Annotated in this window: 1 protein-coding gene (only partly in view); it reads left to right on the forward strand. The window is 52.6% G+C overall.

All 18,333 nt of this window come from inside a single coding sequence — locus EAE93_RS07590, non-ribosomal peptide synthase/polyketide synthase, on the forward strand. Of the gene's 49,116 coding nucleotides, 19,394 precede the window and 11,389 follow it; the stretch shown corresponds to coding positions 19,395–37,727 — codons 6,465 (partial) to 12,576 (partial); the first codon wholly inside the window starts at position 2. Both the start codon and the stop codon lie outside the window.

Genomic DNA, 18,333 nt, shown 5'->3' on the forward strand with positions numbered 1-18,333 from the left:
CCGAATAGCGGCTTTAGGCATTGAATTGCCGCTGACCACGTTGTTTAAATCACCGACATTGGCAGCCTTTGCTGAGGTAATGGGGATTCAGCTTGGTGAACAGAACAATAGCGTGTCTGCTATGGTACCGATATCCCGCGTGGGCGGCGCATTACCTTTGTCATTTGCTCAACAGCGTCTATGGTTCCTGGCGCAATTTGAGGGGGTTAGCGAGACCTATCATGTCCCAATGGCCCTGCGTTTACATGGTCAGTTGGATATCGTCGCCTGGCAGCAGGCGCTGAATCGCTTGTTTGCCCGTCACGAGGCTTTGCGTTCCATCTTTATCTCGGTGGATGGTCAGCCTAAAGTCGAATTGTTGTCGGCTGAATTGGGTTTGCCGATGAGCAAACACGATTTGCGCAAAGTGTCTGATGCAGATAAACAGTTTGAGCGTTTATGTGTACAGGAAGCGGAGGCGCCGTTTGATCTTGCTGGTGGTCCGTTAATCCGAGCGGGTCTGATACAACGGGCTGACGATGATTACGTCTTTTTGCTGACTCAGCATCATATTGTGTCAGACGGCTGGTCGGCTGGCGTGTTGATGCGCGAATTAAGCGCCCTCTATACCGCTTTTTCAATGGGGCTGCCAGATCCGTTGCCGCCATTGGCAATTCAGTATCCTGATTATGCCGCTTGGCAGCGTCAGTGGCTGTCGGCGGAGCGGTTACAAATCCAATCTGACTATTGGCAAATGAGGCTGGCGGACGCACCGGTTCTACTGGATTTGCCTACTGGCCGGCCACGTCCACCTCAGCAGTCGTTTGCCGGGGCTTTATTGCCCGTCAATCTGGATGCGGAATTAACCCAATCTCTTAAACGTTTGAGTGAGCAACAGGGCGTCACCTTATTTATGACGTTGTTGGCTGCCTGGGGGACAGTTCTGTCACGCTTGTCAGGTCAGGAAGATCTGGTTATCGGTACGCCGAGTGCGGGCCGTAATCGGCAGGAAGTGGAATCTTTGATCGGTTTCTTTGTAAATACATTGGCGTTGCGCATGGACTTATCCGGCGCCCCCAATGTGGCAGAATTGCTGGCGCGTGTGCGACAAACTGCGCTGGCGGCACAGGAGCATCAGGATCTACCGTTTGAACAAGTAGTGGAAATCGTACAACCACCACGCCACCTGGCACACACTCCGCTGTTCCAGGTGATGTTTGCCTGGCAAAACAATGAAGGCATGGAATGGCGGATGCCGGGACTGACGGTTTCACCTGCCGATCAACCTATTGATATCGCTAAGTTTGATCTTGAATTGAGCCTGTCTGAGGTGGATGGACGAATTGTCGGTTATCTGAATTATTCCATCGCGCTGTTTGATCAACTGACCATTGAGCGGCAGGTGGGTTATCTCCATACCGTACTACGGGAGATGGCGGCTAACCCTCAACAGCCAGTTGGGAAAATCGATATCCTGACCGTGGCGGAGCGCAAGCTGTTACTGGAAACCTGGAATGCAACCCAGACGCGATATCCTGACCAGACATGCATTCATCGGTTGTTTGAACAGCAGGCGGAGAAAACCCCTGATGCAGTAGCGCTGGTGTATGAAGAGCACATTCTCAGTTATACCGAATTAAATGCTCGTGCCAACCGACTGGCCCGCCAGTTAATTAAGCGAGGGGTACAGTTGGATGATCGGATTGTGGTGCTGTTAGAACGATCTATTGAGCTGGTTGTGGCTCAATTGGCAATTCTCAAAGCCGGAGCCGTGTATGTGCCAATCGATCCCCGTGTGCCAGATGAGCGGAAAAACTGGCTGATAAGCGATTGTTCAGCCAAATTATTGCTCACTGATATCCCGATTGATCTAGCTATTCCCACGTATTGCCTTGCTGATGAGATGGGTATTATCAGGGAGGAGGATTACCTTAATCTTGACTTGCCTAGGTCCAGTACCGAGCTAGCTTATATTATGTACACTTCCGGCTCGACTGGCACGCCAAAAGGGGTAATGGTGCCACACCGCGCTGTGGTTAGACTGGTCATCAATAATGGGTACGCTGAAATCGGGCCGGATGATCGGGTGGCGTTTGAGGCCAACCCGGCTTTTGATGCCAGCACCTTTGAAGTCTGGGCGCCATTGCTCAATGGCGGTACGCTGGTGGTGATTGATCACACCACATTGCTGACGCCTAAAGAATTCGTTCAGGCATTACAGACTTATTGTATTACGGTGCTGTGGCTGAGTGTCGGGCTGTTTAACCGGCTGGCGGCAGAATTGTCTCCGGTGTTGCCACAAATCAAGATTCTGATTGTTGGCGGTGATGTCCTTGATCCCCATGTGATGGCGCAGGTTTTACGTAATAGCCCGCCGCAACAGTTATTAAATGGCTATGGACCAAGTGAGGGCGCCACCTTTACCACCACCTACCGTATCACAGAATTATCGCCAGAAGTGACTCGTATCCCCATTGGTCGACCAATAGCTAATACACGGGTTTATCTGTTGGATACCTATGGTCAGTTAGTGCCGCAGGGAGTAATCGGTGAGATTTATATCGGTGGAGATGGGGTTGCCTGTGGCTATCTCAATCGTCCTGAATTGACCGCGGAACGTTTTCTGCCAGATCCGTTTAGTGATAAGCCGGATGACCGCCTGTATCGGAGCGGGGATTTGGCCCGTTACCTGCCAGACGGCAATCTGGATTTCTTGGGACGTAATGACCAGCAGGTGAAAATCCGTGGTTTCCGTATTGAACTAGGGGAAATAGAAGCCCGATTGCTGGAGCACCCGGCAGTGCATGAAGCGGTTGTGCAAGTACTGGGCGACGGTCAGGACAAACGGTTGGCGGCTTATGTGGTAACAGAAGCGGACGAGGAGTTAGTTAACCGTCTGCATACCTATCTGAGTACCATTTTACCGGATTATATGGTACCGACGGCCTTTGTACGTCTGGATACTTTCCCGTTGACGCCAAACGGCAAATTGGATCGTCGGGCATTACCGGTGCCGGGGGAGGAAGCGTTTGCCCGACAGGTTTATGAAGCACCGCAGGGAGAAACAGAAACCCTATTGGCTGCTATCTGGAGCGAATTGTTAGGTATTGAACAGATCAGTCGGCACGACAGTTTCTTTGCCCTAGGCGGCCATTCTCTGCTTGCGGTGCGGATGATTGAACGTCTGCGCCATGTTGGACTAACGCTGGCGGTGCGTGACCTGTTTCAATTCCCGGTGTTATCGGCATTTGCCCAAACAGTAGGGCAATCACCGGCGGTGGTGGTGCCGACGAATGTGATTACCCCGGCGACCACGGTACTTACACCTGAGATGTTGCCGCTGATTGAGCTGACCCAACCTGAAATTGACCATATCGTGGAACAAGTGCCGGGTGGGGTGGCTAATATTCAGGATATCTATGCCTTGTCACCGTTGCAGGACGGTATTCTGTTCCACCATCTGCTGGCGAATGAAGGTGACCCGTATCTATTGGTCAGCCAAATGGTCTTTGCTGATCGTTCATTGTTGGATCGTTATCTGGCGGCGGTGCAACAGGTAGTTAATCGCCACGATATTCTACGTACCGCCTTTGTTTGGCAAGGGTTATCAGCGCCTGCTCAAGTGGTTTGGCGTCAGGCTCAATTGTCAATCATTGAACTGACATTGGACCCGGTTGATGGGCCGATCCATGACCAGCTAGCTCAACACTTTGATCCACGTCGCTATCGTATTGATCTGCAACGAGCTCCATTGTTGCACTTTGTGGTAGCACAGGAAGAGGATGGTCATTGGCGCGTACTGCAATTGCTGCATCACCTGATTGGTGATCATACTGCAATGGAAGTGATGCATGGCGAGGTTCAGGCTTATCTTGCCGGACTGGAAGAGAACTTGCCTGTGCCGGTCCCTTTCCGCAATTTGGTGGCTCAAGTTCGTCTGGGAATGAGTCAGGCCGAACATACCCGTTTCTTTACTGACATGTTGGTTGAGGTGGATGAACCAACACTACCATTTGGGTTCACGGAGGTACATCGGGATGGTTCGCAGGTGACGGAATCGCACCGGATGTTACCCGCTATGTTAAATGATCGTCTGCGCAGTCAGGCACGACGTCTGGGGGTCAGTTTGGCGACTTTGTGCCATCTGGCTTGGGCACAGGTGTTGTCACGTACCAGTGGGCAGGAGAAAGTGGTGTTCGGCACCGTGCTGTTTGGGCGAATGCAGGTAGGGCACGGAGGTGACAGCGGCATGGGGCTGTTTATCAATACCTTGCCGTTGCGACTGGATATGGATGATACCTCGGTGCAGGACAGTGTACGGGCAGCGCATGCCCGGTTAGCTGGATTGCTGGAGCATGAGCATGCCTCACTGGCGTTGGCTCAACGTTGCAGTGGAATACCGGGGGAAGCGCCCCTCTTTAGTGCTTTGCTGAACTACCGACATAGTGCGCAGTCGGTTACTACGGATACAATCATCAGCGGTATTGAATTCTTGGGCGGACAAGAACGCACTAACTATCCGTTTGTCTTGTCCGTAGAGGATGTTGGTCATGCTTTGGGATTGACGGCGCAAATTGTTCAACCGATTGATCCGGAGCGGATATGTGGTTATATGCAACAGGCGCTGGAAAGTCTGGCGGAGGCTCTTGAACAGCGTCCGGAAACACCGGTACGAGCACTGAATATCTTACCGACAGCGGAGAAAAAGCTGTTGCTGGAAACCTGGAATGCAACCGAAACGTCGTATCCAGATCACGATTGTATTCATCGACTGTTTGAACAATGGGCAGAGAAAAGCCCGGATGCCACAGCACTGGTATATGAAGAACAGAGTCTCAGCTATGCTGAGCTCAATGCCCGCGCCAACCGTCTGGCGCATCAACTGATAGCGTTGGGCGTTACGCCGGACCAACGGGTGGCGGTTTGCGTGTCACGTTCACCGGCGATGGTGGTGGGGGTATTAGCGGTGCTGAAAGCCGGTGGCGCCTATGTGCCGCTGGATCCGGTCTATACCGGTGAGCGCCTGGCACATATCCTGACTGATGCTGCCCCTGCTATTTTGCTGGCGGATAAAGTCGGGTGTGAGGCGCTGGGAGAGGACGCGCTGGCAGGGCTGACGGTATTTGACCCGAATAGCCTGCCTGATCAACCGGACAGTAACCCGCAGGTGCCGGCATTGACGGCACAACATCTGGCGTATGTCATTTACACCTCGGGCTCGACCGGCACGCCGAAAGGGGTGATGGTGGAACATCGTAATATTCAGCGTTTGTTTGATGCGACTGAATCCTGGTATCGCTTTAATCGGCAAGATATTTGGTGCCTGTTCCATTCCATAGCGTTTGACTTCTCGGTATGGGAATTATGGGGAGCGTTACGCTACGGCGCTAAACTGGTGTTGGTTCCGCACGCGATTGCCCGTTCACCTCAAGAGCTGCATCAATTCGTGTGTCAGCACGGTATCACGGTGTTGAATCAAACCCCCAGTGCCTTCAAAGCCTTTATTGCCAGTTATGTCGCCAATCCGTTACCGGACTGCTTGCGCTATATCATCTTTGGCGGGGAAGCCCTCGATCCGAGTATTTTGAAGCCGTGGTATGCCCTGCGTGAGGAGACGTTGCCTCAGTTGGTGAATATGTACGGTATCACCGAGACCACGGTTCACGTCACTTACCGGGCTCTGACTCGCCATGATGCAGAACAGACAACGAGCCCTATTGGCACGCGTATCCCGGACTTAACCCTCTATCTGCTGGATAAGTATGGTCAGCCAGTACCGTTAGGCGCTGTGGGTGAGTTATATATTGGCGGGGCTGGTGTGGCACGGGGTTATCTCAATCGTTCTGAGCTGACAGCGGAACGTTTCCTGGCAGACCCGTTTAGTCATATTCCAGATGCCCGGATGTACCGCACCGGGGATTTGGCTCGTTACCTGCCGGATGGCAATCTGGAGTTCCTGGGCCGAAATGACCAACAGGTGAAAATCCGTGGTTTCCGCATTGAGCCGGGGGAAATCGAAGCCCGGCTGATAGAACACCCGGCGGTGAGTGAAGCGGTTGTGCTGGCGCTCGGCGACGGTCAGGACAAACGGCTGGTGGCTTATGTGGTGGCCGAAGTGGATGAGGAGTTAATTAATCGTCTGCGTACTCACTTAAGTGCGATTTTACCGGATTATATGGTGCCAGCCGCTTTTGTTTGTATGGATGCCTTCCCGTTAACACTGAACGGCAAACTAGATCGCCGGGCGCTACCGGCACCGGGAGAAGATGCCTTTGCCCGTCAAGTTTATGCGGCACCACGAGGGGAAACAGAAACTCTGCTAGCCACTATTTGGAGCGAGTTGTTGGGTATTGAACAGGTGAGTCGGTATGACAGCTTCTTTGCATTGGGAGGACATTCGCTGTTGGCGGTTCGGATGATTGAACGTTTGCGTAATGCGGGGTTAACGCTGGCAGTGCGTGATTTATTCCAATCCCCGGTGTTATCGGCATTTGCCCAAACAGTAGGGCAATCACCGGCGGTGGTGGTGCCGACGAATGTCATTACCCCAGCGACCACGGCACTCACACCTGATATGTTGCCGTTGGCTGATCTGACTCAACCTGAAATTGACTATATCGTTGCACAAGTACCGGGTGGGGTTGCCAATATTCAGGATATCTATGGTTTATCACCGTTGCAGGACGGTATTCTGTTCCACCATTTATTGGCGAATAAAGGCGATCCGTATCTACTGGCTGGTCAGATAGTTTTTGCTAACCGCGCCTTATTGGACAACTATTTGGCGGCAGTACAACAAGTGGTTAATCGCCACGATATTTTGCGTACCGCTTTTCTCTGGCAAGGATTATCCGCGCCGGTTCAGGTAGTTTGGCGTCAGGCTCAATTATCAGTCACTGAACTGACACTAGACCCGGTTGATGGATCGGCCTGTGACCAGTTAGCTCAACATTTTGATCCGCGTCGCTATCGTATTGATCTGCAAAGAGCACCACTGTTGCACTTTGCAGTGGCGCAGGAGGACGATGGCCGTTGGAGCGTACTGCAATTGCAGCATCATCTGATTGGCGACCATACCACAATGGAAGTGATGCATGGCGAGATTCAGGCTTATCTTGCCGGACAGGAAGAAAACTTGCCTGCGCCGGTCCCTTTCCGCAATCTGGTGGCTCAAGTCCGGTTGGGGGTGAGTCAGGTCGAACATACCCGCTTCTTTACTGACATGTTGTCTGAAGTGGATGAACCGACGCTGCCGTTCGGGTTGACGGAAGTCCATCGGGATGGTTCACAGGTGATGGAATCGTACCAGATGTTAACGCCTGAACTGAATGATCGTCTACGTAGTCAGGCCCGGCGTCTGGGTGTTAGTTTAGCAACTTTATGCCATCTGGCCTGGGCACAGGTTTTGTCGCGTACCAGCGGACAGGTAAGAGTGGTATTCGGCACCGTGCTGTTTGGACGGATGCAGGCAGGGCAAGGGGCTGACAATGGAATGGGGCTGTTTACCAATACCTTGCCGTTGCGACTGGATATAGATGATACCCCGTTGCGAGACAGTGTACGAATAGCCCATACTCGGTTAGCTGAATTGCTGGAGCATGAACATGCCTCACTGGCGCTGGCCCAACGTTGCAGTGAGGTGCCGGGGGAAACGCCCCTCTTTAGCGCATTACTAAACTACCGGCATAGTGCGCATCCGGTTACCACGGATGCAACCATCGGCGGTATTGAATTCCTTAGCGGACAAGAGCGAACTAACTATCCGTTTGTCTTGTCGGTGGAGGATTTTGGTCACGCACTGGGGCTGACGGCGCAAATTGTTCAATCGATTGATCCGAAACGCGTGTGCGGTTATATGCAACAGGCGTTGGAAAGTCTGGCAGAGGCGCTTGAGCAACGGCCGGAGACACCGGTACGGGCACTGAATATCTTGCCAGAAGCAGAGAAGAAACTGTTATTGGCAACCTGGAACGCGACTCAGGCACCATATCCTGACCAGAGTTGTATTCACCGGCTGTTTGAACAACAGGCAGAAAACACTCCTGATGCGATAGCATTGGTGTATGGAGAGCACATTCTTAACTATGCCGAATTAAATTCTCGTGCCAACCAACTATCCCATTGGTTAACTGGGCAAGGGGTTCAGCCGGATAACCGGGTTGCTGTGCTGTTAGAGCGTTCTGTTGAGCTGGTAGTGGCTCAATTGGCTATCCTCAAAGCCGGGGCCGTTTATGTGCCGATTGATCCCCAGGTACCGGATGAGCGGAAGCATTGGCTGATAAGCGACTGTTCAGCTAAGTTATTGCTTACCGATATCCCGATTGATTTGGCGATCCCCCGGTTTTGTCTGGCCGATGAGATGGATGCTATCAGGCAGGAAGATAACCGCAATCCTGACTTGCCACGTTCCAGTACTGAACTGGCCTATATCATGTATACCTCCGGCTCAACGGGCACGCCTAAAGGAGTGATGGTACCGCATCGGGCAGTGGTTCGGCTGGTGATTAATAATGGGTACGCCGAAATCGGGCCGGATGATCGGGTAGCGTTTGAAGCTAACCCGGCTTTCGATGCCAGTACCTTTGAAGTTTGGTCGCCGTTGCTCAATGGTGGCGCACTGGTGGTGATTGATCACGCCACGTTGCTAATGCCTAAAGAATTTGTTCAGGCATTACAGACTTATCGCATTACCGTGCTGTGGCTAAGTGTCGGGCTATTTAACCGTCTGGCGGCAGAGTTGTCCCCGGCTCTCCCGCAGCTCAAAATCCTCATTGTCGGCGGCGATGTGCTGGATCCACATGTGATTAGGCAAGTTCTGCGTGATAATCCACCGCAACAGTTATTGAATGGTTATGGACCAAGTGAGGGCACTACCTTTACCACCACCTACCGAATCACGGCATTATCGCCAGAAGTGGCGAGAGTCCCCATTGGTCGACCGATAGCTAATACACGGGTTTATCTGTTGGATGCTTATGGTCAGCCGGTGCCGCAGGGAGCAACCGGTGAGATTTATATCGGTGGAGATGGCGTTGCTTGTGGCTATCTTAATCGTTCTGAATTGACGGCTGAACGTTTCCTGGCAGACCCGTTTAGTCATATTCCAGATGCTCGGATGTACCGCACCGGGGATTTAGCCCGTTACCTGCCGGACGGTAATCTGGAATTTCTGGGTCGTAACGACCAGCAGGTGAAAATCCGTGGTTTCCGCATTGAACTGGGGGAAATCGAAGCCCGATTGCTGGAACACCCAGCAGTGCATAAAGCGGTTGTGCTGGTGATGGATGACGGTCAGGATAAACGGCTGGTAGCTTATGTGGTGGCAGAAGTGGATGAGGGATTGGTCAATTGTCTGCGTACTCACTTAAGTTCGATTTTACCGGATTATATGGTGCCGGCCGCTTTTGTACGTCTGGATACCTTCCCGCTGACGCCAAATGGAAAACTAGATCGGCGGGCATTACCAGCCCCAGGGGAGGAAGATTTTGCCCGGCAGATTTACGCTGTGCCGTCAGGGGAGATAGAAACCACATTGGCGACTATCTGGCGTGAATTACTGGGTGTCGAGCGGATTAGTCGATATGACAACTTTTTCGCTTTAGGCGGCCATTCGTTGTTGGCAGTACGAATGATGAACCGGATAGCGGCATTGGGGATTGAATTGCCATTGTCCACGTTGTTTACATTCCCTGTTTTAACCACTTTTGCTGAAGCGATAAGCGCCCAGTTTGGTGAATCGGACAGGATATTACCCGCTATCGTTCCGTTATCTCGTGAGAGCCAATTGCCGTTGTCATTTGCGCAACAGCGTCTGTGGTTCTTGACCCAGTTTGACGGGGTGAGTGAGACTTATCATATTCCGCTGGCCTTACGTCTACATGGTCGGCTGGATATCGCCGCCTGGCAACAGGCGCTTGATACACTGTTTGCCCGCCATGAAGCGTTGCGCTCTGTCTTTGTTGCTGTCGATGGTCAACCGCAGGTGGAGTTGTTGCCAGCGGCATCAGGCTTGCCGATGAGAAAATATGATCTGCGTGACACGCCTGATGTGGATGCGCAGCTTGCGTCCCTCTCTGCTCAGGAAGTTGAAACACTATTTGATCTTGCCTGTGGCCCATTAATTCGTGCCAGTCTGGTACAACTGGCTGATGATAATCACGTTTTCTTGCTGACCCTGCATCATATTGTTTTTGATGGTTGGTCTGTCAGTGTATTGATGCGTGAATTGAGCACTCTTTATACCGCGTTTCTGGCGGGGCAGTCAGATCCGTTGCCACCGTTGATGATTCAGTATCCTGATTATGCCGCCTGGCAACGTCAATGGTTGTCGGCTGAACGCATACAATCTCAATCTGATTATTGGCGTGCGAGACTGATTGATGCACCGGTTCTGCTGGATTTACCTACTGACCGTCCTCGTCCGCCTCAGCAGTCATTTGCCGGGGCTTTATTGCCCGTCAGTCTGGATACCGAGTTAACCCAATCTCTTAAACGCCTGAGTGAGCAACAGGGCGTCACGTTATTTATGACTGTGTTAGCTGCCTGGGCAACAGTGCTGTCACGCCTGTCAGGTCAGGAAGATCTGGTTATCGGTACGCCAAGTGCTGGTCGCGGGCGTCAGGAAGTGGAATCCCTGATTGGCTTCTTTGTGAATACGCTGGCGTTGCGGATGGATTTATCCGGTGCGCCAAATGTGGCGGAATTGCTGGCACGTGTACGACAAACTGCGCTGGCGGCACAGGAACATCAGGACCTGCCATTTGAACAGGTGGTGGAAATCGTGCAACCGCCGCGCCAACTGGCGCACACCCCGTTGTTCCAGGTGATGTTTGCCTGGCAGAACAATGAGAACACGGAATGGCAACTGCCGGGAGTGGCGGTTTCACCGGTTGAGCAAGCTTTTGATGTGGTTAAGTTTGATCTTGAGCTGAATTTGTTTGAGGTGGAAGGCCAGATTGTCGGTTATCTGAATTATGCCACCGCGCTATTTGATCAAGCTACCATTGAGCGGCAGGTGGGCTATCTCCATACCGTACTGCGAGAGATGGCAGCTAATCCTCAACAGTCGGTCGGGGAAATTAATATCCTGACCGTGGCGGAGCGCAAGCTGTTATTGGAAACCTGGAATGCAACTGAAATGCCGTATTCTGCTCACTGTTGTATTCATCGGCTGTTTGAGCAACAGGCAGAGAGAACCCCGGATGCCACGGCACTGATGTATACAGGGCAAGTCCTCAGTTATGCCGAATTAAATGCCCGTGCTAATCGGCTGGCGCATCAACTGATTACGTTAGGAACGGTACCGGATCAGCGGGTGGCAATCTGTGCCGCGAGTTCGCCAGCGCGGATAGTGGGGCTGCTGGCAGTACTGAAAGCGGGTGGTGCTTATGTACCCCTAGACCCGTCCTATCCTGGGGAACGTCTGGTTCATATTTTAACCGATGCTGCGCCGGTTATTGTGCTGGCGGATGATGCTGGACGTACCGCGTTAGGCGAAAAGGTACTGGTAGGTCTGACTGTACTGGACCCAAATTCATTGCCTGACCAGCCAGATAGCAACCCGCAGATATCGGTATTGACTCCACAACATCTGGCGTATGTGATTTATACCTCCGGTTCGACCGGTATACCCAAAGGGGTGATGGTCGAACATCGTGGTTTGGTTAACCTGATTCAAGAAAAAATTGTTCAGTTTGATATTCATCCGGGTAGCCGAATGTTGCAGTTTGCCTCATTTGGTTTTGATGCTGGTGTTTGGGAAACCATGATGGCGTTGTGTAGTGGGGCTATTTTGTCTATCCCTGCCGATACGGTTCGTCAGGACCCCCGCTATCTCTGGCATTATCTGGAAGAACAGGCGATAACCCATGCTTGCCTGACCCCGGCCCTACTTCGGGAGGGGACCGATGTGCCGGAGATGACAATAAGACTGACGTTGATACTCGGTGGTGAAGCGCCCAGCGCAACGCTGCTTCAAGCACTGAGTCGTCGAGCAACGGTGTTTAATGCGTATGGTCCAACGGAAATCACGGTGTGTGCAGCTACCTGGCGTTGTCCGTCAGACTACACTGAGGGTGTCATTGCTATTGGGCGTCCGACAGCTAATACGCGGGTTTATTTGCTGAATACTGACGGTCAGCCGGTACCGTTAGGCTCAGTCGGTGAGCTCTATATTGGCGGTGTCGGGGTAGCGCGAGGTTATCTCAACCGGCCTGACTTGACGGCGGAACGTTTTCTGGCCGATCCGTTTAGTGGTGAATCCGATGCCCGGATGTACCGGACCGGGGATTTGGCCCGCTACCTGCCGGATGGCAATCTGGAATTCCTGGGCCGTAATGACCAGCAGGTGAAAATCCGTGGTTTCCGTATTGAGCCGGGGGAAATCGAAGCTCGATTGCTGGAACACCCAGCGGTGAGTGAAGCGCTGGTGCTGGCTTTGGGTGACGGTCAGGATAAACGGTTGGTGGCTTATGTGGTGGCAGAAGCAGATGAGGCGTTGGTTAATCATCTACGTACTCATCTGAGTGGGATTTTACCGGATTATATGGTACCGGCCGCTTTTGTGCGTTTGGATACCTTCCCGTTGACACCGAACGGTAAACTGGATCGCCGGGCGCTACCGGCACCGGGGGGAGATGCCTTTGCCCGTCAGGTTTATGCCGCGCCGCAAGGGGAGACAGAAACGCTGCTAGCCGCTATCTGGTGCGAGTTGTTGGGCATTGAACAGGTCAGTCGGCATGACAGTTTCTTTGCTCTGGGCGGTCATTCGTTGCTGGCGGTACGGATGGTTGAACGTCTGCGTAATGTAGGGTTAACCCTGGCGGTACGGGATTTATTCCAATCTCCAGTGTTATCTGAATTTGCCCAAACAGTAGGGCAATCACAGGCAGTGGTGGTACCGGCGAATGTCATTACCCCGGAGACTACGGAACTTATACCAGCGATGTTGCCGTTGATTGAGCTGACCCAACTTGAGATTGACCATATCGTGGAACAAGTGCCGGGTGGAGTGGCTAATATTCAGGATATCTATGCCCTGTCACCGTTGCAGGATGGCATTCTGTTCCACCATTTGCTGGCGAATAAAGGCGACCCGTATTTGCTGGCTGGTCAGATGGTCTTTGCTGACCGAGCCCTGTTGGATGGCTATTTGGTGGCAGTGCAACAGGTGATTAACCGTCATGACATTCTGCGTACAGTTTTTATCTGGCAAGGATTGTCCACGCCGGTTCAGGTGGTCTGGCGTCAGGCTTCATTGTTAGTCACCGAACTGACATTGAACCCGATTGATGGGCTAGTCCGTGACCAGTTAGCTCAACGTTTTGATCCGCGTCGATATCGTATTGATCTGCAACGAGCACCTTTGCTGCATTTTGTAGTGGCTCAGGAGGAGGATGGCCGCTGGAGCGTATTACAATTGTTGCATCATTTGATTGGCGACCATACGACGCTGGAAGTGATGAACCGTGAAGTTCAGGCTTATCTTGCCGGACAGGAAGATAGTCTGCCCGCGCCAGTCCCTTTCCGCAATTTGGTGGCGCAAGCCCGGTTGGGGGTGAGTCAGGCCGAGCATACCCGTTTCTTTACTGACATGTTGGCTGAAGTGGATGAACCGACTCTACCGTTCGGGTTGACGGAAGTCCATCGGGATGGTTCACAAATGGCGGAGTCGCACCGGATGTTGACGCCTGAGCTGAATGACCGCTTGCGTAACCAGGCCCGGCGTCTGGGCGTCAGTTTGGCTGCGTTGTGTCATCTGGCCTGGGCACAGGTGTTGTCGCGTACCAGTGGACAGGCGAAAGTGGTATTTGGCACCGTACTGTTTGGGCGGATGCAGGCCGGGGAAGGGGCTGACAGCGGCATGGGATTGTTTGTCAACACTCTGCCGTTGCGGCTGGATATAGATGATACCTCGGTACAGGAGAGTGTGCGGTTAGCCCATACCCGGTTGGCCGGATTGCTGGAGCATGAACATGCGTCACTGGCGTTGGCTCAACGTTGCAGTGGGGTACAAAATGAAATTCCGCTCTTTAGCGCCTTATTGAACTACCGGCATAGTACGTCGCCGATAGCCACGGATGAAATCATCAGCGGTATTGAATTTCTGGGCGGGCAAGAGCGAACGAACTATCCGTTGGTGCTCTCAGTGGAGGATTTTGGTGATGCACTGGGATTGACGGCACAAATCGTTCAACCGATTGATCCAGAGCGGATATGTGGTTATATGCAACAGGCATTGGAAAGTCTGATACAAGCGCTTGAACAGCAGACGGAAGCTCCAATACGGTTACTGAATATTTTGCCGGCAGCAGAAAAGAGGTTGTTACTGGAGACCTGGAATGCGACTGAGGCGCCATATCCTGACCAGTGTTGTATTCACCGGTTATTTGAACAACAGGCAGAAAATACCCCTGATGCGATAGCGTTGGTGTATGGAGAACACATTCTCAACTATGCCGAATTAAATGCCCGTGCCAACCAACTGGCTCACTGGTTAATTGGGCAGGGGATACTGCCGGATAACCGGGTCGCTGTGCAGTTAGAGCGTTCTATTGAACTGGTGGTGGCTCAGTTGGCTATCCTCAAAGTCGGAGCTGTTTATGTGCCGATCGATCCCAGAGTGCCGGACGAGCGGAAGCACTGGCTGATGACCGACTGTTCAGCCAAGTTATTGCTTACTGATATCCCGGTTAACTTGGTTGATGAGATCGGCGCTGTTAGGGCGGAAGATTACCGCAATCCTGACTTGCCCCGCTCCAGTACTGAGCTGGCTTATATTATGTATACCTCTGGCTCGACCGGCACACCCAAAGGGGTAATGGTGTCGCACCGGGCGGTGGTTCGGCTGGTGATTAATAACGGATACGCTGAAATTGGGCCTGATGATCGGGTGGCGTTTGAGGCTAATCCGGCTTTCGATGCCAGCACCTTTGAAGTTTGGGCGCCATTGCTCAATGGCGGTACGCTGGTGGTGATTGATCATGCGACTGTGCTAACGCCCAAAGAGTTTACCCAAGCATTACAGAGTTATCGCATTACCGTACTGTGGCTGAGTGTCGGGCTGTTTAACCGGCTGGCGGCAGAGTTGTCGCCAGCTCTTCCGCAGCTCAAAATCCTGATTGTCGGCGGCGATGTGTTGGACCCGCATGTGATGGCGCAAGTTCTGCGTGATAGCCCGCCGCAACAGTTATTAAATGGCTATGGACCAAGTGAGGGCACCACCTTTACCACTACCTACCGTATTACAGCGTTACCGTCGGGAGTGGTGAGAATTCCCATTGGCCGACCGATAGCCAATACGCGAGTTTATCTGTTGGATGCCAATGGTCAGCTAGTGCCGTTGGGAGCGGAAGGGGAAATTTATATCGGCGGAGATGGGGTTGCCTGTGGCTATCTTAATCGTCTTGAACTGACTGCGGAACGTTTCCTGTCAGATCCGTTTAGTGATAAACCGGATGCCCGCCTGTACCGGACCGGGGATTTGGCCCGTTACCTGCCGGACGGCAATCTGGAATTCCTGGGACGTAATGACCGGCAGGTGAAAATCCGTGGTTTCCGCATTGAGCTTGGAGAAATCGAAGCCCGGCTGATGGAACATCCGGTGGTGAGTGAAGCCGTTGTTCTGGTGTTGGGCGATGGTCAGGACAAACGGTTGGTGGCTTATGTGGCGGCAGAAGCGAATGAAGAGTTGGTCAGTCGTCTGCGTACTCACTTAAGTGCAGTGTTACCGGATTATATGGTGCCGGCCGCTTTTGTCCGCCTGGATACTTTCCCGCTGACCCCGAATGGCAAGCTGGACCGTCGGGCGCTACCGGCGCCGGGGGAAGAGGCTATTGCCCGGCAGGTTTACTCCGCTCCATCAGGGGGGATGGAAATCACATTGGCAGCTATCTGGCGTGAATTACTGGGCGTTGAACGAATTAGCCGGTATGACAACTTTTTCGCATTGGGCGGCCATTCGCTGTTGGCGGTGCGGATGATGAACCGGATAGCGGCGTTGGGGATTGAATTACCGTTGTCTATGCTGTTTAAATCACCGGTTTTAGCTGCTTTTGCCGAAGCAATGAGCGCCCAATTCGATGAGCAGAGTGACAAATTACCGGCCATTATCCCACTGTCTCGTGAGGACAAATTGCCGTTGTCATTTGCGCAACAGCGCCTGTGGTTCCTGGCGCAGTTTGAGGGGGTGAGTGAGACCTATCATATTCCGCTGGCCCTGCGTCTATATGGTCAGTTGGATATTGTGGCTTGGCAGCAGGCGCTTAATATGCTGTTTGCCCGTCACGAAGCGTTGCGTTCTGTTTTTGTTGCTGTTGACGGCCAGCCGCAGGTGGAATTGTTGCCGGCGGCATTAGGTCTGCCGATGAAGAAATATGATCTGCGTGACGTGCCGGATGCGGATAATCAACTTGCGTCTCTCTCTGCTCAGGAAGCCGGAGCCCCGTTTGATCTTGCCTGCGGCCCATTAATTCGTTCCAGTCTGGTACAACTGGCTGATGATGATCATGTTTTCTTACTGACCCAGCACCATATTGTTTCTGATGGCTGGTCTTTAGGGATACTGAAATCAGAACTGGAGACGCTTTATTCGGCTTACTTGAACCAACAGCCAGATCCACTGCTACCGTTGACGATTCAATACCCGGATTACGCCGCTTGGCAACGTCAGTGGCTGTCGGCTGAACGCATACAGTCTCAATCCGATTATTGGCGTGCAAGGCTAGCTGAAGCACCGGTATTGCTGGATTTGCCTACTGACCGGCCACGTCCATCTCAGCAATCATTTGCCGGAAATATCTTGCCTGTCAGTCTGGATGCAGAGTTAACCCAATCCCTTAAACGCTTGAGTGAGCGGCAGGGCGTCACGTTATTTATGACGGTGTTGGCGGCTTGGGCAACGGTTCTATCGCGTTTGTCAGGTCAGGAAGATCTGATTATCGGTACGCCGAGTGCCGGCCGTAGTCGGCAGGAAGTAGAATCCCTGATCGGCTTTTTTGTGAATACGCTGGCGTTGCGGATGGATTTATCCGGTGAACCCAATATGGAGGAAATATTGGCGCGGGTGCGACAAACCGCGTTGGCGGCACAGGAACACCAAGATTTACCGTTTGAACAGGTGGTGGAAATTGTGCAACCGCCACGCCGACTGGCACATACTCCGCTGTTCCAAGTGATGTTTGCCTGGCAGAACAATGAGAATACGGAATGGCGGTTGCCGGGACTGGTCGTTTCACCTGTCGAGCAAGCTTTTGATGTGGTTAAGTTTGATCTTGAGCTGAATTTGTTTGAGGTGGAGGGCCGGATTGCCGGTTATCTGAATTATGCCACCGCTCTATTTGATCAACCGACCATTGAGCGGCATGTGGGATATCTCCATACCGTACTGCGGGCAATGGTAGCTAACTCTCAACAGCCGGTCGGGAAGATCGATATCCTGACCGTAGCGGAGCGCAAGCTGTTATTAGAAACCCGGAATGTCATTGAAACCCGGTATCCTAAGCAGTTATGTATTCATCAGTTATTTGAACAACAGGTGGAGGATGCGCCTAATGAGACGGCAGTGGTATATGAAGAACAGACCCTCAGCTATGCCGAGCTCAATGCTTGTGCCAACCGTCTGGCACATCAACTGATAGCGTTGGGAGTCACACCGGACCAACGGGTGGCGGTTTGCGTGTCACGTTCATCGGCAATGGTGGTGGGGGTATTAGCGGTGCTGAAAGCCGGGGGGGCCTATGTGCCGCTAGATCCGGTCTATACCGGTGAGCGTCTGGCACATATCCTGACCGATGCGGCCTCCGCTATTTTGCTGGCGGATAAAGTCGGGCGTGATGCGCTGGGTGAGAATACGCTGGCAGGGCTGACAGTACTTGACCCGAATAATCTGCCAGATCAGCCGGACAGTAACCCGCAGGTGCCGGCATTGACGGCACAACATCTGGCGTATGTGATTTACACCTCGGGCTCGACCGGCACGCCGAAAGGGGTGATGGTGGAACATCGTCATATCCTGCGTTTGTTTGACGCGACTGAATCCTGGTATCGCTTTAACCGGCAGGATATTTGGTGCCTGTTCCATTCCATAGCGTTTGACTTCTCGGTATGGGAATTATGGGGGGCATTACGCTACGGCGCTAAACTGGTGCTGGTTCCGCACGCGATTGCTCGTTCACCTCAAGAGCTGCATCAATTCGTGTGTCAACACGGCATCACGGTGTTGAATCAGACCCCCAGTGCCTTCAAAGCCTTTATTGCCAGTTATATCGCCAATCCATTACCGGACTGCTTGCGTTATATCATCTTTGGCGGGGAAGCCCTTGATCCGAGTATTTTGAAGCCGTGGTATGCCTTGCG

It is taken from the genome of Photorhabdus akhurstii (assembly GCF_018448925.1).
GTDB classification, from domain to species: domain Bacteria; phylum Pseudomonadota; class Gammaproteobacteria; order Enterobacterales; family Enterobacteriaceae; genus Photorhabdus; species Photorhabdus akhurstii.